Annotated in this window: 18 protein-coding genes; 5 read left to right on the top strand and 13 right to left on the bottom strand. The window is 69.5% G+C overall.

The genetic code is table 11. The features are described 5' to 3' along the window. Window positions 1-70 precede the first annotated feature (70 nt). The 4 genes from NR112_RS06820 to NR112_RS06805 all read right to left on the bottom strand — a co-directional run bounded on the left by NR112_RS06820 (window position 71) and on the right by NR112_RS06805 (window position 3971). Window positions 71-1417 carry a hypothetical protein gene (locus NR112_RS06820; protein WP_256793226.1) on the bottom strand — a complete coding sequence of 449 codons (1347 nt, stop codon included), beginning with the start codon at window positions 1415-1417 and terminating at the stop codon, window positions 71-73. Window positions 1418-1567: 150 nt separating this feature from the next. Next, window positions 1568-2596 (bottom strand): ABC transporter permease subunit, encoded by a 1029-nt coding sequence (locus NR112_RS06815; protein ID WP_256793225.1) that lies wholly within the window; start codon window positions 2594-2596, stop codon window positions 1568-1570. Beyond that, entirely contained in the window at window positions 2593-3480 is an 888-nt protein-coding gene (locus NR112_RS06810; protein ID WP_256793224.1) for an ABC transporter ATP-binding protein, read from the bottom strand. The genes NR112_RS06815 and NR112_RS06810 overlap by 4 nt, the downstream gene beginning before the upstream one ends. After that, a complete protein-coding gene (locus tag NR112_RS06805; RefSeq protein ID WP_256793223.1) occupies window positions 3477-3971 on the bottom strand; it encodes a GntR family transcriptional regulator in 495 nt (164 codons plus the stop codon). Before NR112_RS06805 ends, NR112_RS06810 begins: the two co-directional genes overlap by 4 nt. 274 nt (window positions 3972-4245) lie before the next feature. Here NR112_RS06805 and NR112_RS06800 point away from each other — a divergent pair, with 274 nt between their 5' ends. Then, window positions 4246-4902, top strand: a complete 657-nt coding sequence (locus tag NR112_RS06800; RefSeq protein ID WP_256793222.1) for an alpha/beta hydrolase-fold protein — start codon at window positions 4246-4248, stop codon at window positions 4900-4902. A 325-nt stretch (window positions 4903-5227) separates the two neighbouring features. Here the strand turns inward: NR112_RS06800 and NR112_RS06795 are convergent, their stop codons facing one another. From NR112_RS06795 to NR112_RS06770, 6 genes are all read right to left on the bottom strand, one after another. Next, the gene (locus NR112_RS06795; protein ID WP_256793221.1) at window positions 5228-7135 is read right to left on the bottom strand and encodes a CocE/NonD family hydrolase; all 1908 of its coding nucleotides are present in this window, start codon (window positions 7133-7135) and stop codon (window positions 5228-5230) included. Between the two features lie 272 nt (window positions 7136-7407). After that, complete coding sequence (locus tag NR112_RS06790) at window positions 7408-10155, bottom strand: S8 family serine peptidase (protein ID WP_256793220.1); 2748 nt, start codon at window positions 10153-10155, stop codon at window positions 7408-7410. Between the two features lie 488 nt (window positions 10156-10643). Beyond that, complete coding sequence (locus NR112_RS06785) at window positions 10644-11306, bottom strand: HAD family hydrolase (protein ID WP_256793219.1); 663 nt, start codon at window positions 11304-11306, stop codon at window positions 10644-10646. A gap of 323 nt (window positions 11307-11629) precedes the next feature. Next, window positions 11630-12205, bottom strand: coding sequence for a sugar O-acetyltransferase (locus NR112_RS06780; protein ID WP_256793218.1), 576 nt, complete (start codon window positions 12203-12205; stop codon window positions 11630-11632). 5 nt (window positions 12206-12210) lie between these two features. Beyond that, entirely contained in the window at window positions 12211-12564 is a 354-nt protein-coding gene (locus NR112_RS06775) for a cyclophilin-like fold protein (protein ID WP_256793217.1), read from the bottom strand. A gap of 203 nt (window positions 12565-12767) precedes the next feature. Continuing rightward, window positions 12768-13787, bottom strand: coding sequence for a zinc-dependent alcohol dehydrogenase family protein (locus tag NR112_RS06770; RefSeq protein WP_256793216.1), 1020 nt, complete (start codon window positions 13785-13787; stop codon window positions 12768-12770). A 171-nt stretch (window positions 13788-13958) separates the two neighbouring features. Between NR112_RS06770 and NR112_RS06765 the strand changes: the two genes are divergently transcribed. Continuing rightward, window positions 13959-14882: a helix-turn-helix transcriptional regulator gene (locus tag NR112_RS06765; RefSeq protein ID WP_256793215.1), complete on the top strand. Its 924-nt coding sequence runs from the start codon at window positions 13959-13961 to the stop codon at window positions 14880-14882. Next, a complete protein-coding gene (locus tag NR112_RS06760) occupies window positions 14866-15279 on the top strand; it encodes a cupin domain-containing protein (protein ID WP_256793214.1) in 414 nt (137 codons plus the stop codon). Before NR112_RS06765 ends, NR112_RS06760 begins: the two co-directional genes overlap by 17 nt. A gap of 69 nt (window positions 15280-15348) precedes the next feature. On the opposite strand, the gene NR112_RS06755 is transcribed toward NR112_RS06760, so the two are convergent. Continuing rightward, window positions 15349-15819, bottom strand: a complete 471-nt coding sequence (locus NR112_RS06755; protein ID WP_256793213.1) for an SRPBCC family protein — start codon at window positions 15817-15819, stop codon at window positions 15349-15351. A gap of 139 nt (window positions 15820-15958) precedes the next feature. Between NR112_RS06755 and NR112_RS06750 the strand changes: the two genes are divergently transcribed. Continuing rightward, the gene (locus NR112_RS06750) at window positions 15959-16858 is read left to right on the top strand and encodes a class I SAM-dependent methyltransferase (RefSeq protein WP_256793212.1); all 900 of its coding nucleotides are present in this window, start codon (window positions 15959-15961) and stop codon (window positions 16856-16858) included. A gap of 116 nt (window positions 16859-16974) precedes the next feature. After that, window positions 16975-18402, top strand: a complete 1428-nt coding sequence (locus NR112_RS06745) for a hypothetical protein (RefSeq protein ID WP_256793211.1) — start codon at window positions 16975-16977, stop codon at window positions 18400-18402. Between the two features lie 24 nt (window positions 18403-18426). Here the strand turns inward: NR112_RS06745 and NR112_RS06740 are convergent, their stop codons facing one another. Together NR112_RS06740 and NR112_RS06735 are read right to left on the bottom strand one after the other, a co-directional pair. Continuing rightward, on the bottom strand, window positions 18427-19329 hold the full coding sequence (locus tag NR112_RS06740; protein WP_256793210.1) for a carbohydrate ABC transporter permease: 903 nt from the start codon (window positions 19327-19329) through the stop codon (window positions 18427-18429). Continuing rightward, window positions 19326-20321 (bottom strand): carbohydrate ABC transporter permease, encoded by a 996-nt coding sequence (locus tag NR112_RS06735; protein WP_256793209.1) that lies wholly within the window; start codon window positions 20319-20321, stop codon window positions 19326-19328. Before NR112_RS06735 ends, NR112_RS06740 begins: the two co-directional genes overlap by 4 nt. Window positions 20322-20329: the final 8 nt, after the last annotated feature.

The raw sequence follows: 20329 nt of genomic DNA, 5'->3' as shown, positions 1-20329 counted from the left end.
GTCCGCTGACTCGGGAGTCCCGGGCGGCGAGCTTCCGTCCGGGACTCCTCGGCCTCGAGGCCGACGGCACCTATCGCGCGCCCGCACTTGCGAACACCACGCGCGGCGCGGTCGCCGGCCGAGCGTTGGCCCGCGGAACGAACGACTGCGCGAACGCGTGCGTCCACACGGTCGGACGCTCCTTGGTTCCATGCGATGCCATGCTCGTCCCGAAGACCGTGTCGCCGACGATCGCGTGAGCGTAGGCGTTGTCCTGCCAGTCAAGGTCAAGTGGGAGAAGCGAACGGGTGGGTCCGAAACCGGGCCAGAACACGAGTTGGCGTAGCGGGATCCCCGAGCTGGGCCGTGTGCCGGCGAACCCGACGACCTCACCGGTCTCGCCGACGCCGATCGCTCGGGAGAAGGTGTCGTCCGAGAAGACTCCGAGGTCGCGCAGCCGCCCGTGGTCCCACACGGCCGCCTCGGAACCAGAGGCCGTGAACACCTGACCCACCGTGCGGCCCAGGTCGTTGCGGTCGAAGAGGTCACCACCCATACCCAGGTCGGGCAGGATCCGAGGAGTGCCGTCCCGACCCCACACGACGGGAAGCGTTGGCGCCGGGCCGTTGGAGAAGCTGCCACCGACCACCTCACCGCGCGAGTCGACACCTTGGGCATACGAGCCGTCGAAGCCGGCCGTTGGGGCGAGAGCCATCGGCGGCGACCACCAGTGTCGCCATACCGCCGCAAAGTCGTTGCCCGTCTCATCGAGCGCTTCCCCGACGATTTCGCCGTTGGCGTTGATCGCGCGGGCGTAGGCGTCGGTCCCCCCGGCGAAGTCGACGAGTTGGTGGACCGTTGCACCGTCGAACATCCAGCCGCCCATGCCCGCACCGGTGTTGATGCCGATGGCCACCTGCCCCCTGGCGTTGACGCCGGTGGCCGAGAGCCCGGAGTTGGGGCTGGAGATGCCGAAGTCTCCGAGGTCCCGGACGGACCACCGGGTGCCTTCGCTCCTCCAGATGGCGACGTGCTGGTGCAGCGCGTCGTCCGTCAACAAGCCGACCGCCCAAGGCCCAGCGGCTGAGATGATGTCGCCGCTGGTCTCCCCCGGCGGGAGCGGCAAGGCAGTGATCGTGGGGCCGCGCTGGGCACCCGCCGTGATGTCAGCGCGCACCCCGGCGGCACGCGCGTCGGGCGCCACGGCCATCATCACTGCCACGCTGGCCACCGCCGCAAGTACCGAGATCTGTCGTCTGCTCATGTCCGTCTCCCTCGTTGTGGTTGCTCCACCACGAAGGTCGCGGTGCACTGTTGCAAGGCTGTTGCAACAGTGCACATCGGAGCCGTCCCAAGCAGGAGGCGCGGCGTACCCGACCGTTCGAGCGGGCGCGGTGGGCGAGAGGTCGGACGCCAGCCCCGAGGCGTCGACCAGCACCCGCCAGAAGCCCGGCACCGGAAGGGTGAACTCCAGCCGAGGGGACCATCCACGGAATGTTCCCGGATTGTGCCTCCTCCAGGATCAGACGCGCCCGATCACGCCAGCGCGAGCTGAGGTTGAACGCGTAGGGCATGACCGACAGGGCTCCTAGGCGGATCGGCGGCGGAGAAGCCAGACGCTCGTGCCGAGCAGCACGAGAGACAGGATGGTCAACCAGCCGAACTCGATCCATTGGAACGGCCAGTAGCGACTGTCCGGCTGGAAGGTCGTCCTCTGGAGGTAGCCATGATCGATGAGGTACTGAACCGGGTCGACCGCTTGGATTCCGGGGGTAGCGGCGATGGTCCCCCCGTCGATGGGCTGAACACCGGCCGCTTGCAGGACCTGGTCGATCTCGGCGTACGTGACGCGGGCGTTGCCCTTCGTCCACCACTGGTCGACGGTGACAGCGGCGTCGTCCAGCTGGATCGCGCTCGTCAGCAGGGGTGTCGCGTAGTGGTCACGCAAGGCCGAGGCCAGGAAGGCCAACCCCGTCCATGCCGCCAGAGTCAGCGCGACGGCCGGGAGAACCCGGCGGGTCAGGAGCCCGAGGAACACGCCCAGGGCGAAGGCGGTCAGGGCCCAGCCGACCACGGCTACGCCGGTCACGGGGAAGACGCTCGGGTGGAGGCGCTGCTCTATCGCCGTGGAAACGAGAGGTTGTTGGTACCAGGAGATCAGCAGGCCGAAGGCGAAGGCCAGCGACACGACCCCCAGCGCCCCGACGGCAGTGAGCGCGAGCATCCAACGGGTGCGTCCCGCGCCTTGAGTCCAGGCGAAGCGGAACGTGCCCGACTCCAGTTCTCTGGCCACCATCGGAGCCCCGGCGAACGCGCCCGTCACAGCAGGGATCCACACGAAGAGCGCGGCCAGAGCGCCGGTATTCGTATACGTCTCACGGAACTGGCGGAAGGCGAACCCGCATCGCGCGGATGCCTGGGGGGTGCACGCTTGCACAGTCGCGTACGCCTCGCGCATCTGGTGTCCCCTGGCCAGCAGCAGCACCGCGAGCACGGTCATGAGCGACACGATGGCCAGCAGGGTGGAGCGGTGGCGGCGCCAGGCCACCCAGCCCAACCGGCGCCACGGCACCGGTCGCGGCGTCGTTGTCGGCACACTCGTCAGGATGGTGGTCATCGGGCCGCCTCCACCATGAAAGGACGCGTGGGAGCAGGTGACTCCCGCAGGTAGGCGAGCGCGAGTTCCTCAACACCAACCGCTCGCGCCTCCCACTCATCTGGGACGGGCATGGCCGGGTCGTCGACCCGGGCGAGCAGCACGCGTACAGCTCGGGCGTCGCGAGACTCGACCACGTGCCAGCGGGGGTCGACCGGCGCGCCCACTGGGCCGGTGAGGCGCAGATGCTGGCGGAGCAGGTCATCGACCGGCCCGTCGACGCGCACCGCTCCGTCGGTGAGCAGGACGAGGTAGTCGGCCACGCGCTCCAACTCTGCCAAGCCGTGCGAGGACAGGATGACGGACACCCCGTCGTCGGTCATCGCCGTGACGACAGTTGCCATGAAGTCATGCCGTGCCACCGGGTCCAGTGACGCTGTTGGCTCGTCCAGGACCAGAAGCTGAGGATGCCTGGCCAGAGCAAGGGTGAGGGCCAACTGCGCCCTCTGACCCCCCGACAGCTTGCCGACCTTGTGCCGTAACCCGATCCCGAGGTTGCCGAGCCGACCGTGCGCGTATGCGACGTCGAACCCATGGTTGAGGTTGCGCGCCACGTGCAGCATGTCGGAGACGGACAGGTTCCTATACAGGGGCATGTCCTGGGCGACGAACGCGATTCGATCCAGCGCGGTCGGCGACCCGGCAGGGATCCCACCCAGCACGGTGATCTGCCCGTCGGTCGGCGATGTCAGTCCAACCGCAATGTTCAGCAATGTCGTCTTGCCCGCTCCATTCGGACCCACCAGGGCCACCAGGTGGCCCTCGGGGACATTGAGGGTGCAGTTGCGTAGAGCCCACTGGCCGCCATAGCGCCGACCCAGCGCGGACGTCTCGATCACGTTCATGCGACGCCACCTCCGACTTCTCGCGGGGCGCTGCGGGCCGCTCTGGACTCGGCCGCCGCGCCGCGCTCACGAAAATCCCGCAGCGTGCTGCTGAACAGCGCAACCATCCCGTCTTCGTCCAGGCCGGCATTGGCTGAATCAACGAGCCACCGCTGGAGCGCCCGTCGCAACCCAGCGATCTCCGGCAGACCGGCCTGGCTCAAGGTGCCCGTCACGAACGTGCCTTGCCCTGGCCGCCCCGAGGCCAGGCCCTTGTGCTCGAGCTCCCGGTACGCCTTCATGACCGTGTTCGGGTTGATGGCCAGATCTGCCACGACATCGCGGACCTTGGGCAGCTGATCTCCGGTCGTGAGATATCCAAGCCGCAAGGCGTGTTCGACCTGTTGAACCAGCTGGAGGAACGTCGGCACCCCGGACGCGGGATCGAGCTGGAAGGCGATGGCCGAGCCGGCCTTGCCAGGCTCGGAGTCACTCGGTTGTACTAGTGTCATAGTACAACGGTACGCGAACTCAGTTGTCGGTGCCAGTGCCTCTCGCCGCTCATCTTTCGGGGTGGGATCAGCGTCCCTTGGGCGCAGCAGCGTCGAGCGCCTAGAGAGAGAGTGCTTGCCGCCTGTTGCCCACCGCGGAGGGGCTGGCAGTGTGGACGGCGGCAGCCCTGAGCGCGACAGTGTTCTGGTGCGGAAGAACGTGGGTGGGACTGCCGCGGACTCGTTCACCAAAGGAGAGCACCGGATGCAACGTCGTGCTTTCGTGGATGGAACCGTGTTCTCGGTGCAGCAGGCCACCGCCCCCGTCTCCACTGACACGTCACTCGCCGTTCTGTTCGACGGCCGACCCATGATCGACGCGGGCATCCCGGAGACGGTGCGTTCGCTGCAGGAGGAGGGGGCCATCGGCCCGCTCACCACGGTCTACGTCGAGTCGATCGAGGGCTCCACCACTCGCGGTCCGTCGCGGGTGGCATCACTGACGGATCCAGTGCTGCTTGACAGGCTGGTCGACACGCTCCGAGGTTTCCTCGAGCAGTCTGGTGCAGTCACCGCAGACTCACGTCGACGCGTCGTGCTGGGTCACAGCTTGGGCGGCAACGCCGCCCTCTACGTCGCCGCACACTGGCCGAGACTCTTCGGTGGAGCCGCCACCGGGTCCGCCGCGCTGTGGTGGCCGGGCGACCCCGTACAGCTGTCCGGGAGCCAGGTCGCGGCCGAGGTCCAGGCAGCGACCGGCCTCCGCCTCTGGATGCAGGCCGGCACCGCCGAGGATCCCGACCTCCTACGCTCTAACCGGGAGTTCTGGGAGGGTGCCGACGCTGCGAGCCTCGACCTCGTCCACGTGGAGCACTCCGGCGGCCATGAACTCTCCGCGTGGCGGTCCGGGCTCGGACAAGCCTTGCCTCATCTTCTGAGGGAACCTGGCTGAGCGCCTTCGGCGAGCCGGCCGCTGCGCCATCTGTACGCGCCGCCGCGACGCCGACGGCACCCTGCGACAGGGGCCCCGGTTGGCGGGGTGAACAGGGCGGCCGCCGGCCTTCCGCGGTGTGGTCGCGCTCGCTGGGGGCGAGAGCGTATGCCGCGACCACCCGTGCGTCACCGGCGCCCCGGGCCGGAAACAGCGTCTCCTGAGCAGTCATGCACGCGCGACACCCCGGGACACGCAGCTGGCCCCCACCCCTGATTGCCAGGAGTGGGGGCCGCTCGTTCTGGAAGGCGGCGTCAGGGACGAGAGACCGTGCGTGAGCGCCAGATCACCGGGGCCACACGGTCTCGTCCAGGTCCGGAAGGGTGCCTCGGGCCAGGTTGTCGGCGTCCTTGGCGTTCAGGTGTCCGGGAGCGAATCCGCTCATCGGGCCGGAGACGGGCAGGTTCAGCCGGGTGGACCGCAGGTCGACCGCATACGTCCCTGAGCTGGTGTCGACGGCGATGACGCCGTTGCTCGCCCCGCTCACGACGAGACCCAGCTGGTGCCCCGCCGGGACGACAACGTCGTTGGCTGCCAGCTCGACGGTGACCTGGTGCTTGCCGGCCCCGTCGAGACGGGCCCAACCGCGAGCCAGCACCTGCAGCTGGGTGCTCTGCAGACGACGGGTGACGTCCTTGTAGCAGGCGTCGTCCGTGGCGATGGCCCCGCCCCAACACGTCTCCGTGGCCAGGGTCAGGGCACCGTCACCGGTGGCGCTCACCCGGTCCATCGCGCCGTAGTCGACGAGCATGACGGAGACCTGGCCGACGGGCGCCGTGTGGGTCACGCCGAGGTCGACCGTGGGGGTGCCGGAGATCCGGACGTCCTTCGTCAGCGCTCCGGTGAGGAACTGCACGCGGTTCGGGTTCGCGGTGAGCGAGACGGCGTTGGTCTCGGACAGGCGGGAGTTGTTGACATAGGGGGCTGTGCCCGGGTCCTGCTTGCCGAGGGCCATCGTGCCGTCCTTGCGCGGGTTGAGCGACATCGTGCGCGCGGACTGGATCGGCCACGTCTTCGAGGTCTCCCACTGGTTCGGGGTGGTCTCGACGCGGACGGCAGGCTCGCGATCGATCCCGTTGTCGATCCCCATGAGCTCGTGGTCGAACCACCGGTTGAGGGTGGTGACCCACTCCTGACGGTCGTGGTCGAACGGGTCGACGTGGCCGAGGCGGCTGAGCCACATCTTGCGCTTGACTCCACTCTGCCCCAATGCTTCCCACCACTTGGAGGCGTTCATGGTCTTGACGTTGGTGTCCTGGAGCCCGTGGACGATGAAGACGCTCGCCTTGACGTTGGACGCGTCGTAGAAGGTGCCGTCACGGTAGTCGCGCTCGGCCCAGAAGTCCGTGTAGGCGCCAGTGGAGTCGGCGTCGTTGGCGTCCATGTATGCCAGCCGCGCCGAGCAGTCCGTGGGGATCGTGCGGCGCTGCGCGATGGTGCGCGAGAGGCTGCTGGCGTAGTGGCGCGACTTCACGGCGCCCTGCCAGCGGCTGTAGTCGTACCACGAGCTGATCGCACTGATCGGCACGATCGTCTTGAGTCCGTCGACGCCGGTGGCGGCGACCCCGTTGGCGAGCGTCCCGTCATAGGACTTGCCGATCATCCCGGTGCTGCCGTTGCTCCACGTCGCCTGGACGAGAGCGCCACTCGAGTCGTGGGCGCTGCCCTTGCCGTTGAGCCACTCGACGACGGCCTTGGCTGACTCGACGTCGGAGCGACCGCCCTCGTCGGTGCACCCGGTGGACCGGGCGGTGCCGGCCATGTCGACGGCGACGAACGCGTAGCCGCGGGGCACGAAGTAGTTGTCGTAGTAGAGCGGGAACTTCGTCGGGCTGCCGTCAGCCGCGTACTCCTTGAACTCGCTGTCGTTGCCCCGGCCCAGGCTGAGGTAGTAGGGGCTGGCGTCCATGATGACCGGCACCCGTGCGGTGCCGTCGAGCTCGCGCGGCCGGATGATGTCGGTGGCGATCCGCTCGGCCTTGCCGTCCCCGTCCAGGTCGGGCGCGTCGACCCAGACGGTCTCGCGGATGGCGGTCGTGTAGTCGTACCTCGGCGACGTCATCCCGTCGACGAGCGTGACGGGCGCGGTGTCGGTGGCGCTCGTCGGTGCGGCGTGTGCCTCGCTCAGTGTCCCGATGGCCAACGGCGCGGCCACGGCGAGGGAGCTGGCGAGGGCAAGGATCCTGGCTTTCATGTGAGTCCTTCCTGCCCCCGGAACCGGCGATGTCCCTTGAGGGTGAGGGGCTTTCACAACGTATCGAGCAAATGTCCGGAAAAGGAGGACACGACGAACCAGATGCCTCGTTGTCCGTTTTCCTGTCTGACTGTCACTCCACCGTCTCGCTCCTGACGGGGCCAGTGGCCGGGCAAAGACCCGGCTGGTCGGCACGCGGGAGCCGGCACAGCAGGTGCTGCCGTACCGGCTCCAGAGTGCAGCTCAGATGTCCGCTTGCGACGTCCGCCCCGTCAGGCGAGCACCTTGTAGGTGACGACGAGTCGTACGTAGCTGATGTCGTAGTCGTTGTCGTAGTAGTCGTTCGGCACGTACAGAGTCGTCTCCACGGCCCGTGAGGAGTTCACCAGCCCGGACGCGGACACTGAACCGATGGTGCGCCACGCGCTCGCCGTGCCGGTGGAGATCTCGGGGGTGAACGCGTAGTTCGAGGTGCCCCACTTCGTGAAGCCGGCACCGAGCGTCGACGTATCCATCGAGAACCCGTAGGTCTGCACCTTCAGCGAGCTGTAGCTGACGGCGGACGGCACCGAGAAGCGGTACACCGCTCCGGCAATCTGGTAGCCGTCGTAGGACGCGCTGCACGTGTTGGCCAGCCACAGACCGTAGGGGCGGAAGTACGACAGACTCAGGCTCGCTCCGGCGCAGTAGTCGTCGCTGCCGCCGGCGGTGTAGAACTGGGTGCCTCGCTTGTCCAGCGTTGCCGTCTTCGTCACGAGCCGCTTGCTGCTCACGGTGACGGAGTACTTGGCGCTGGAGCGCCGGTTGCCGGCTGGGTCCTGAGCGGTCAACGTCCAGTAGTACGTGCCGGCAGTGACGAGGGAACCTGCGTTGTTGCGGCCGTTCCAGGTGATGCTCGCCCGGCCGGTGCCTCGAGTGCCGCTGACGGATCGAACCAGGGTCCCGCCGCTGGTGCGGACCGTCAGGGTGATGGTCGCGGACTCGCTCAAGGTGAGGGCCGGCGCGAACGTGTCACGGTAGGTGTCCGGGTACGGGTAGAACCCGGAACCGCTACCCGTGATGGAGCTCATCGTCGGGGCAACCTGATCCACGCGGACGTTGATCGTGGCGAGGCCGCGCAACGTGCCGGCACTCGTCGTCCGCGTCGTGACGAGCTCAACCTTGTAGGCGCCGCTCGTGGCGCGTGCACCGCCGTTGAGCAGGCCGTTCCAGACGAAGCTGCGGGTGCCCGCGGCAAGCGTGCCGAGGCTACCGGGGCCGCGGACCACAGCGCCGGCAGCGTTGCGGACCTGGTACTTCACCGTCTCGCTGTCGGGCAGGTAGTACGTGAGCTTCGTGGTGTCGGAGCGACCGTCGCCGTTGGGGCTGAACACGCTCGGGCTGATCCCCGTGAACTTGGGGTGCAGTGACTGGTTCTTGAACGACACCGCGGTCGAGGTGGGGCCACTGCAGGTGCCGGCGGTCGTGCAGCTGACTGCTTTCACGGTGTGGGTTCCATCGGTGAGCGCGCTCACCGGGTAGGTCAGGGCGTACGGCGAGCTGGTGTCCTGCCCACGGCGTACACCATCGATGAAGAAGGCCACGGCGCCGCCTGGCGCGGTCGCGGTGAACGTCGCGGACCCGGAGACGAGCTGCGACGGCCGCGGCGAGGTGATGACGGGCGCCGCGTTGCCCAGCGTGACGGCGACCTGGGTGCCCGCCGTGTTGCACAGGTCCTTCGGGCTGCAGTCGACAGCGCGCAGGGTGTGGGCGCCGTTGGCCAGCCCCCACGTGGACCAGTTGGTCGTAGCGGTGCCGCTGTTTGCGGGCACGGGCGCACCCAGGGGAGCGCCGTCGACGAAGAAGCGGACCTTGGGTGCGGTGGAGGCTGCGGTCAGGCTGACGACGCCTGTGACGGACGATGCGTCGGCGGGGGTGGTCAGCGCAGGCACGGTGTTCGGCGCGACCGCGTCGAGAGCGGCGCGGAAGTCGACCTGCCCTGTGCCGAGCCCGAGACCGGTGTAACCGTGCGCGGTGGTCACGATGGCTGCACGGATGTCTGCGGCCTTCGCGCTGCGGCTTCGCGACCACAGCAGTGCCGCCTCAGCGGCCACGAGCGGTGCGGAGAACGAGGTGCCGTCCGCGGTGTCGTAGTCGAGCTGAAAGCCGGAGCTGGCGCTGGTGGGCGACGTGCTCGTGATGGAGGTGCCTGGCGCGGCTACGGTGACCCAAGAGCCGTACTGGGAGAACGACGCCCGGTGGCCGACGGCATCGGTGGCTCCCACGGCGACGACGCTGGGGTAGGCAGCGGGGTAGCTGGGGAGCGTGTCGGCGTCATTGCCCGCAGCGGCAACGACGAGGACCCCCTTGCTCACGGCGTACGCGACCGCGTCGGACTCGACCTGGTCGGGCGTGTCGCCGGAGAAGCTCATGTTGATGACGTTCGCGCCGTGGTCGGTAGCCCAGATGATGCCGGCGGCTTCGGTGTCAGTCCACACCTGACCGGACGGGTCTGCGACCTTGACGGCCATCACGCTTGCGCCCATCGACGCGCCGGCGATGCCGATCCCGTTGTCGGCGGTCGCGGCTGCGACGCCCGCGACGAAGGTGCCGTGGCCGATCTCGTCGACGACGTCACTGCTGCCGTCGAACGCGTTGTAGGTACCGACCACTCGGTCGGTCAGATCGGGGTGGTTCACGTCGAGGCCGCTGTCGACGACGGCGATGCGCACGGCAGAGTCACCATGCTGCACGTCCCACGCGGACGGCGCATTGACCGCCTCGAGGTAGGGGGCGCTGGCCGAGTACTTCTCGTCATTGGGCACGAACGTCAGCGTTCTGCGCTTGACGATGTCGACCTGCTCGACGTCAGGGCGTTGACGCAGGGTGGCGGCCATGGACGCCGCATCAGCCTTCGGGACCTCCACGGACACGGTGGCCAGCTGGCGCATCATGCGCCGCTGAACACCACCTTGTGCTGTGGCTGACCGTGAGACCTCGGTCAGGGCCTTGGCTGCGCCGGCACCGTCTCGGACCTTCACCGACAGTACGATCCGGTCGGAGTCACGCTGCGCCGCAAGGCCGCCCAACCGACCGCCTGTTCCTCGTCCCGGCGGCGCCGGTGTTCTGGCGGGCTGGCCGTGCAGCTCCTCCAGCCGCTCTCGCTTCGTGGTCGGCGAAGTGCTGCCGTCAGCCGCGGTTGCCGCTGATCCCGCCGGGACGAACAGGCCCATTGCGACGGTAGCCGCAACAAAGCATCGGCGACGAGCGCCCATAGAAGAACTCCCCTGTATGGCCCGCGCGGCCCGGGTGGACTGACGCGCGGCATTGATCTCCCGCGCAGGACTGCGGCGGGCCGAGATCGGAATGTATCGTCCGATTTATCCCTCCGAGAGACGAATCGAAAAACTCGAGCGCCGGGATCCCGCTGCGTGTGGGGTAGCCCCGTGGACGCGCAAGCGGTGCCCGCCTCGGCAGAGGCGAGTGGACTGGGAGCTCAACCGACATCCAATGGTTCCACCCGCCACGCTCAGCGGCTGGCGCGGGCCAACGGGGTGCCATCCAGGGCGTAGCGGAAGGCCACCAGCGAGTCGAAGACCTGCAGGACGCCGGCCTCCTGCAGCTCACCGACGGAGAAGCCGCCGGTGCGGACCCCGAGGGTCGGGATGCTGAGCTTGGCCGCCGCCTGGGCGTCGTAGATCGAGTCCCCCACCATGATGGCGCTGGCGCCATCGACCTTGGCCAGGGCGGCGGCCACGATGTCCGGCTCGGGCTTGCTCTTCTCCACATCGTCCGAGGTCGTCCAGGCATCCGCGAGCGACTTGCCGTCGATGAGGTCGAGGAAGGCCTCGACGTGCTGGGTCTTGCCCGAGCTGGCGAGCACCAGCCGGAAGCCGCGCTCCTTGACCTCGGCCAACAGCTCGTGCGCGCCCTCGAAAGGCTGGATCTCGCCGATCAGCTCGTCGAACTCCTCTGCCCACGCCTCGCGCAAGTCGTCCCCGTGGGCTTCCTCGGCCTCACGACCGGCGACCGCCGAGACGAACTGGTCCCCACCCATCCCGATGCCGCGATGGATGCGCCACATCGGCCGAGTGATGTCGTAGCGGCGCAGGGCGCGGAACCACGCCAGCGCATGCTGGTAGTTGGTGTCCACGAGAGTGCCGTCGACATCGAAGATCGCCGTATCCGCCATGGCACCTTCATACCCCGCGGGGCAGCAGTCACCAGCCCGGGCGCGGTTGGACGATGGAAGCCGGGCCGGCCGGAGACCGTCGGCTCAGCGCTGCCGGCCTACTTCCCCGTGGGACGCATCGACTGCCCGGAGCCGTGGTGTCGACGATGACGGCGAGCTGCCCAGCGGGCTGCTTCGCTGGCAGCTGCCGCCGCGGCGACCGCCAAGGTCAGTGCCGTCAGGGCCAGGTCTCCCTTGTGGTGATCCCGCAGGCGCATACCCCCACCATGCCCTTTGTCACGTGCCGCAAAACACCATCACGTCGGCACGTCTCCTGCCGGCAGTCACGCCGTGAAACCGGTGGGGCGGATGACGCGGGCCGGGACTCCGGCGGCGATGGTGTCGGCTGGAACGTCCTTGGTCACGACCGCTCCGGCGCCGATCACGGCGCCGTCGCCGATGGTCACGCCGGGCACGACCGTGACGTTGGCTCCCAGCCACACGTTGCGGCCGATCGTCACGGGCGCCGGCTCCATGTCGGCGCGCCGCGCCGGGTCCATCGAGTGGTTCAGCGTCGTCAGCGTGCTGCCGTGGCCGATGAGCGACCCGTCTCCGATGGAGATGCTGCCGGTGTCCTGGAAGCGGCAGCCCATGTTGATGAAGACGCCCTCGCCGAGGGTGAGGTTCTTGCCGAACTCCGAGTAGAACGGCGGGAACACGGTGACCGACTCAGCCACCGCCCGACCGGTCAGGCGGGAGAGCAGCGCCCGCACCTCCTCGGGCGTTCGGTAGGCGCCGTTCAGCTCGGCGAGCGTCCGCAGCGCCTCCTGCGACGCAGCGTGCATGAACTCGTGCTCCTCCGAGCCGCCCTCGATGAGGCGTCCGGCGTTCACGTGGTCGAGGAACTCCTGCAGCTGCACCGCCCTCACCCGGCCTCGACGGTCACCGTGACGGGACCCCGCTGGTCGGCGATCTGCACAGCGGCGCCCTCGTCCAGGCGGCCGAGGACGTGGATGCCCGGGAAGTAGGACTGGTCGCCGTAGTAGAGGACGAGGTCGTTGCCCGGGGCGTAGTAGCCCACGTCTCCGACGTCCGGGTCCGCCCCCTCGGGCTGCCCGTCGAGCGAGAGCGGTGACGGCAGCGGTCCCGTCTTCTCCACCCCGCCGTGGTCGACCATGTCGACGGTGACCGGCAGCTGTGCGAGCAGATCACGCACCGCGGCGCTGTCGCTGAGGGTGGCGCCGAGGCGCTGACCCCCGAGCGTGATGACGATCTTCACCTGTTGGTCCTTTGCGTGGTCGGTCGACGGAGGCGTGGTGGATGGCGTATGCGGTGTCGTGGCGGTCGCGATGGTTTGCGCGCGGCCGGGCGCCTCCCGGGCGTCGACGGTCTCGACCGTCGAGCCACAGCCCGCGGTCAGGACCGTCGTCAGCCCGAGGGCCACCATCGGGCCGTGCGTCCTTCTCGAGAGCAAGCCCACACTCACAACGTCAGCAACACCTTGGTCGCCCGACGCTCGTCCATCGCCGCATAGCCAGCGGCAGCCTCCGAGAGCGGCAGGGTGAGGTCGAAGACCTTGCCGGGGTTGATCTTCCGGTCCCAGATGAGCTGGATCAGGTGCGGCAGGTACTCCCGAACCGGTGCCGGTCCGCCGTGGAGGTGGACGCCGGCCATGAAGAGCTCGTCCCCGGGGATGGCGACGTCGTGCGACACCCCGACGAAGCCGACGTGGCCACCCGGCCGCGTCGAGTGGATCGCCTGCATCATCGCCTCCTGCGTGCCGACGGCCTCGATGACCGAGTGCGCCCCGAGGCCGCCGGTCAGCTCCTTGACCCGCGCCACGCCGGCCTCGGCGCGCTCCTCGACGATGTCGGTGGCACCGAACTCGCGCGCGAGCGCCTGTCGGTCCGCGTGCCGGCTGAAGGCGATGATCCGCTCGGCCCCCAGCTCGCGGGCCGCGAGAACGCCCATCAGCCCGACCGCGCCGTCGCCGACGACGGCCACGGTCCTGCCCGGGCCCGCCTCGGCGGCCACCGCAGCGAACCACCCGGTGCCGAGCACGTCGGAGGCCGCCATGAGCGAGGGGATGAGGTCGGCATCCGGCTGCCCCGGCGTCGCCACCAGCGTGCCGTCCGCGAGGGGGATCCGCGCCAGCTCGGACTGGGTGCCGATCGTGCCCATGAGGACGCGGTGCACGCAGTACGCCTGGTAGCCGGCCCGGCAGATCTCGCACGTGTTGTCCGAGGCCCAGAACGACCCCACGACGAAGTCGCCGGGCTTGACCGTGCGGACCTCGGAGCCGATCTGCTCGACGACACCGACGTACTCGTGCCCCATGACCTGGTGGTCGACCGGCTCGGCGCCGCGGTAGGGCCACAGGTCGCTGCCGCAGATGCACGTCGCCGTCAGTCGGATGATCGCGTCGGTCGGCTCGATGATCTGCGGGTCCTCGCGCTCCTCGACTCGCACGTCCCCGGGCTCGTACATGACCACTCCACGCATCGCGTGTTCCTTCCATCGTCTCGTCGCGAGCCCACGGCCCGCCGGGCCCCACGGCCCACCCCACGAGTCAAGCCGCCACCGGAACCCGGAGGAAGTCCCTGTCGGGGCACGTACTGACAGGGCACCTCTCGCGGCTCGATGAGCGCTCCGACCCGGCCTAGTCTCGGGGTCGTGGACAACCGCCGAGAGGTGCGCGAGTTCCTCATGACCCGCCGCGCCCGCATCACCCCCGACCAGGTCGGCCTCCCTGCCGGCAGCGGCCGTCGCGTGCCTGGTCTGCGGCGCAGCGAGGTCGCGACCATCGCCGGCCTCAGCGTCGAGTACTACGCCCGCCTCGAGCGAGGTCAGATCGCCGGCGCCTCGGCCGGCGTGCTCGACGCGCTCGCTCGCGCCCTGCAGCTCGACGAGGCGGAACGCGCCCACCTGCTCGACCTCGCCAGGGCAGCGGACGGCATACCCACGTCGGGACGCCCGCGCCGACGCGCGACCGGCAAGCCCGCCTCCCGCCCGAGCCTGCAGTGGGCGCTCGAGTCGATCCACGACGCGGTCGCTTTCGTCCGCGACCCGCACCAGAACCTGCTCGCCACCAACTCCCTCGGGCGCGCCTTCTACTCGCCCGTCATCGGCGAGGGCGGGCGGCTGCCCAACCTCGCCCGCTTCCAGTTCCTCGACCCGGCCAGCCGCGACTTCTATCCCGACTGGGAGCTCTTCGCCGGGATGTGCGTCGGCATCATGCGCGCCGAGGCCGGCCGCGACCCGCACGACCGCGGGCTGCAGGACCTCGTCGGCGAGCTCTCGACCCGCAGCGACGTCTTCCGGCGGCTGTGGAGCGCCCACGACGTGCGCACCCACGGCACCGGCACCAAGCGCTTCAACCACCCGGTCGTCGGCGAGCTGACCCTCGCCTACGAGGAGCTCGCCGTCACCGCCGAGCCCGGCCTCGTCTTCATGGTCTACACCGCTGAGCCCGGCTCGCCCTCGGCCGAGCGCCTCCAGCTGCTCGCCTCCTGGGCCGCAGGCACTCCGAGACCCACCGTGACCACCGACACCTCGATCCCCAACAGTCAGAAGGAAACTCATGCAGATCACCCGTAGCTCCGTCGACACCGTCAAGGGCCCGAGCGACTGGTTCACCGGCGACGTCTACATCGACGCGGTTGCCGCCGCGCCCAGCCCGTCGCGCGTCTCGGCCAACCTCGTGCACTTCATGCCCGGCGCCCGCACCCACTGGCACCGCCACCCCTTGAGCCAGACCGTCTTCGTCACCGAGGGCGTCGGCCTCTGCCAGCGCCGCGGCGGCCCGATCGAGGTCATCCGTCCCGGCGACCGCGTCCTCTTCGAGGCCGACGAGGAGCACTGGCACGGCGCCGCGCCCACCCGGCTCATGGTGCACGTCGCCATCAACGAAGGAGACGCCGACCACGACGTCGTGCACTGGCTGACCCCCGTCACCGACGAGGAGTATGCCGCCGCGCCCTCGATCACCGGGTGACCGACCCAGTCCTGCCGCCGACACGAGCGGCCCGGCCAGGGACGCCCAGGGGCCCGCGGAGGCGACCTGCTACTCGGTCTCGGATGAGCCCTCGAGGGAGCGCTTGAGGGAGGCGAGGGTGTGTGACCGCTCCCGCGTCACCATCCGCGCGGCCACCGGCTTGAACGCGCGAGCCACTCCGTAGAGCTCCGCCTCGGCGGTGTGGTGGACGACCGTGTCATCGCCGTCGACCTCGAGCACGTAGCTCGGGCGCGCCTGGGTGAGCGGGTGACCGAAGATGCTGAACGTCTCGCTGAACGCGAGGCGCGAGGTCGGCGCGTGCTCGGTCACCTCCCCGACGAAACGGCCCATCCGCGTCCGGTCGACGTACGTCGTGCCGGCCCGGACGGGCAGCGCGGAGGTCAGGTCCGTGCCGCCGAACACGCCGTCCCGGTGCATCCACTGCCGGTAGCCGGGCAGGTCGGCCAGCCGCTCGAACACCTCGTTCGCCGGCCGACGGATCACCGTCTGCGCCTCGAACCGAATCACGCTCCCAGCCATGAAGCCTCCTCGATCGGTGCGGCGACCACTCCCAGCGTAGGCAGGTCGTGCGTGATCCGCAGCGATCTGTCATAGCCTCCTCGCCGCCCCTGCCCCCGGCCGTCCCCGTCTCGCCGACGACCGGTCGTAGGGTCGACACGTGAAACCGGGACAACCGAGCCGGACGGCGGTTTTCGTCTGTCAGGGCCGCGCCGTGGCCGACGGGCGAGTCGGGGTCGAGCCGTTCGCCGACCCCGTCGCCGAGCGGCTGTTGTCTGAGGCGGAGCTCGAGCCGGTCCGGCTGGCCCGACGCGGTGAGCTTCCCGACGACCGCCGCCAGCGGTTTTCCGTGCAGGCGGTCAGCGCCTGCGCGGCCGTGATGGCGCCGCGCACCGTGCTCATCGACACCGCCGTGAGTCGGACCCTCGAGCAGGGCGGCCACTGGCAGGTCGTCCTGCTCGGCGCCGGGCTCGACGGGCGACCGTGGCGCCTGGCCGCGCTGGCCGGGACCACCGTGTTCTCGGTCGACCACCCGGCATCCCAAGCCGACCTGCGCCGGCGCGCCGAGAGCCTTCCTGCCCCGCTGTGCGACCTACGCTTCGTGGCCGTCGACCTGACGCACGAGCCGCTCGGTCCGGGGTTGGCCGCCGCCGGGCACGACCCGCTCCGACCCACGGCATGGATCTGGGAGGGCGTCATCCCCTACCTCTCGCGCCAGCAGGTCACGGCCACCGTCGACGCCGTCACCGGCAGCTCCGCCGCCGGCAACGCCCTCGTCGCCCAGTACCAGTCGCGCTCGCTGTCGGCACAGGTCGGGCGTCGGGTGGCGGGACTGGCCTCCCGGCTGTCGGGTGCACCGTCACCACTGGCCGGCGAGCCGTGGCGGTCCCTGTGGTCAGAGCGACAGATCGCCCGGCTCCTGGCCGACCGCGGCTGGGTCGTCGACAGCGATGTCAGTCTCCTCGAGAGCACGACCCGGTGTGACACCCCGTACGCCAGTGCGACATCACTCGCCAACGGTCGAGTCGCCGTGGCTCGTCTCGGAGCACGCTCGGGCTGATCGAGGCGGTGAGTCCGCTGGGAAGTCGCTGGGCAGAGCACGAAGACGCCCGGTTGGTCCACCGCACCTGCGTACCGTGGAGGCACCGCTCCTCCCTCCTGTGAACGGGTCCGCACATGACGGCACCGACCGCGGCTGCCACCGGCACCGCACGCACCGCCCGACCGGGCTGGCTGCCGCCCCGGTGGCTCGTCGTCACCGCGGTGCTCGTCCTCGCCGTCGTCCTCACCGACGCCGTGACCCAGGCCGTCGTGCCCTTCATCCGCCGCGACGACTGGCCCTTCCTCCTGCCGCCGCACACGCCCTTCGCGTCCAACGTCTACGCCAAGAACCTCTCGGAGGGCCGCTGGCTCAACTGGGCCTGGTGGGTCGGCATCGGCCAGCACAGCACGCCGCTCACGGCGTCGCTGACGTACGTGACGGCATACATTCTCTTCGTCGCCGGCCTGTGGCGCGTGCTGCGCCCGGTCGACCGCACGCTGCACTGGGCGGTCGACGCGCTCCTCGGCCTCGCGGTCTTCGCGTCCGCGCTCTGGGTGCAGCTGGTCTACTGGCCCGGAACCCTCACGCCGTCGGTCCTCGTCGCGGCCGCCGCGGTGTGGACGCTGCCGTGGGCCTCGCGCACGCCGCCCAGGCTCGCGGTGTGGCTCCTGCTCGCCACCGTCCTGACGACCCTGACCTACCCGCCGGTGGGCGTCGTCCTCTTCCTCGCGGCCGTCGTCCAGCTGCGTGCCCGCCCGTGGAAGGACGTGCTGCTGCTCGCCGGTGGCTACGTCGTGGCGTACGCCGTGGGCGTCGCCGTCATCTACGGCCTCAACGGCATCTTCTTCGGGCACCTCGGCCTCAAGATCGCCGCGTGGCGACACCCCAACCCGATCCACGACCTGCACACCCTGCGGGTCAACGCCGGCCGGTTCGCGCGCGAGGTGCTCCGCCTCGGGTCAGCATTGTGGATCGCCGCCCTCGTCGGGATCGTCGCCGTCGTCGCCGCGTGGCTCGACCGTACGATCCGGCCGTTGCTGCTGCGTCTCGTGGTCGGGCTCGCGGTCGTCGTCGCGCTGAGCGGCGCGCAGACCGTGGTCACGGGCGTCGTCACCGACCCGCGCGGCGAACTCTGGGCGTGGATGGCCGTCCTCGTCCCGGCGGCCCTGCTGCTCGGGGGCGTCGGCTGGTCGCCCCGCATCGGGATCGCCTGCCTCGCCGCGCTCACGGTCTTCGGCGTCCTGACGTGGCGGGCCGACATCGGCGCCCACCAACAGACCCGGAGCGAGTATGCCGCCCTCGTCGACCGCGCGACCGCGCCGGGGCCGTCGGGCACCCGCCGCCCCGTCGTGCTCTACCAGGACCCGGCGCAGCGAGCCACGAGCAAGGGCTCGATCATGGCCGGCACGCTGCGGATGATGGTGCGCCAGGCCCAGGCTGGCGTCGTGCCGCGCTGGTGCGCGCCCGCGGAGTGCTTGCGCATCAAGGCAGCCGGGACGCACGTCGTCGACCTCGGGTCGGTCGTCGGCGTCGTCGTCCCGCCCCCACCGGCCTGGATCTGAGACCGGCCGGCGGGGACGCAGCGACTACTTGACGGACCCCGCGGTGAGGCCGCCGACGAGGTGCTTCTCGATGATCGCGAAGAGGATGACGACCGGGACGACGGCGATGACCGACGCCGCGAAGAGCTGGTCCCAGTGCTGCTCGTAGCCGGTGATGTAGGCCCGCATGCCGACGGTCAGCGGCTTCTTGTCGTCGTCGATCATGAGCGTCAGGGCCACGACGTACTCGTTCCACGCCGCGATGAACGTGAAGATCGTCGCCGTGACGAGGCCCGGCAGCGTCAGCGGCAGCATGACCCGGCGCAGGATCTGCCACCGGCTCGCGCCGTCGAGGGCCGCCGCCTCCTCGACCTCGAGCGGGATCGAGGAGAAGAAGCCGTGCAGGATCCAGATCGCGAAGGCGAGGTTGAACGCGGCGTTCGTGAGGATGAGCGCGCCGTAGGTGTTGATCATGTTGAGCTCGAAGAACTGCCGGTAGAGGCCGACGACGAGCGAGGTGGGCGCGAACATCTGGGTCACGAGCACGACGAGCAGGAAGAGGCCCCGCCCGGGGAAACGGTGGCGGGCCGTCATGAAGGCCGCAGGGATGGCGACGAGGATGACGATGATCGTCGAGCCCGTCGCGACGATGAGCGAGGTCTTGAGCCAGTTGAGGAAACGCTCGTCGCCGAGGATCTGGGCGTAGGTGTCCCACTGCCAGACCTTCGGGAGGAAGCTCGGCGGCGTGCTCTTGACGTCGCTGCTCGTGCGCAGCGAGTCGAGCACCATGACGAGATACGGCGCGACGAAGACGAACGCGACGAGCGCACCACCCACCGCCATGAGGATCCGCTTGCGCCGCTTGGGGTCCCGATTGCGCGCCGTCGGGTCACCTTGCGGCGCAGGCGTGCCCGCAGCGCTGGGCGCGGGGGCCGTCGTCGTGCTCATCGGCTCGTCTCCTCGCGCCAGTTGATGATCTTGAGGTAGATGCCGACGACGACGAGGATGAGCAGGACGTTGAAGATCCCCGCGGCCGCGGACATGCCCACGTCGTGCTCCTGGCTCTTGAAGGCCAGCTTGTACATGAACGTGATCGTCGTGTCGTGGAGGTATCCCGGGTTGCGGTCGTTGAGGGTGTAGACGATCGGGAAGCTGTTGAAGACGTAGATGACGTTGAGCACCGTCGCGATCATCAGGGCCGGGCGCATGAGCGGCAGCGTGATGTTCCAGTAGCGCTGCCACGGGCTTGCGCCGTCGACGGTGGCTGCCTCCATGACGTCGTCGGGGATCGCTCCGAGGCCGGCGATGAAGACGAAGATCGTGAACGGCAGCGACACGAAGACGCCGACGACCACCATCGAGAACATCGTCCAGCTGTCGTCACCGAGGAAGTCGATCGGCGTGCCGATGACGTGCAGGCTCAGCAGGACGTGGTTGATGATCCCGTAGTTGTAGTCGTAGAGCAGGACGAAGAGCTGGCTCGTGATGACGAGAGATGCGGCCCACGGGATGATGACGGCCCACCGGACGAACCGTCGTCCCGGGAAGCTCTTCACGAGGAACTGGGCGAGCGCGAGGCTCAGGACGATCGTGATGGCCACGACCGCGACGACCCACACGACCGTGTTGCGCAGGACCGTGCCGAGGTCGGGGTGGTCGAGCACCTTGACGTAGTTGTCCCAGCCGGCGTCACCCTTGCGCAGGCCGGTGATGGAGTACTCGCCGCGGGAGGCGTCGAAGAGCTTGATCGCCGGGTAGAGCACGACCCCGAGGATGAGCGCGAGTGCCGGCGCGAGCCACAGCAGCGCGACGAGGGGGTGGACCTGGCCGATGCGTCCCGCACGGCGCCGACGACCGCCGCGGGACGGCATACGCGAACGACGGTCCCCCGACCCCGCCACGGGGGCGGGACCGGGGGACACCGTGGTGCTGTCACTCATCGGGGCGG

The sequence above is a fragment of the Terrabacter sp. Ter38 genome (genome assembly GCF_024519435.1).
In the GTDB taxonomy this organism is placed as follows: Bacteria; Actinomycetota; Actinomycetes; order Actinomycetales; family Dermatophilaceae; genus Terrabacter.
The sequence above is the reverse complement of the archived record's forward strand: the minus strand, read 5'-3'. Positions and strand labels throughout refer to the sequence as shown.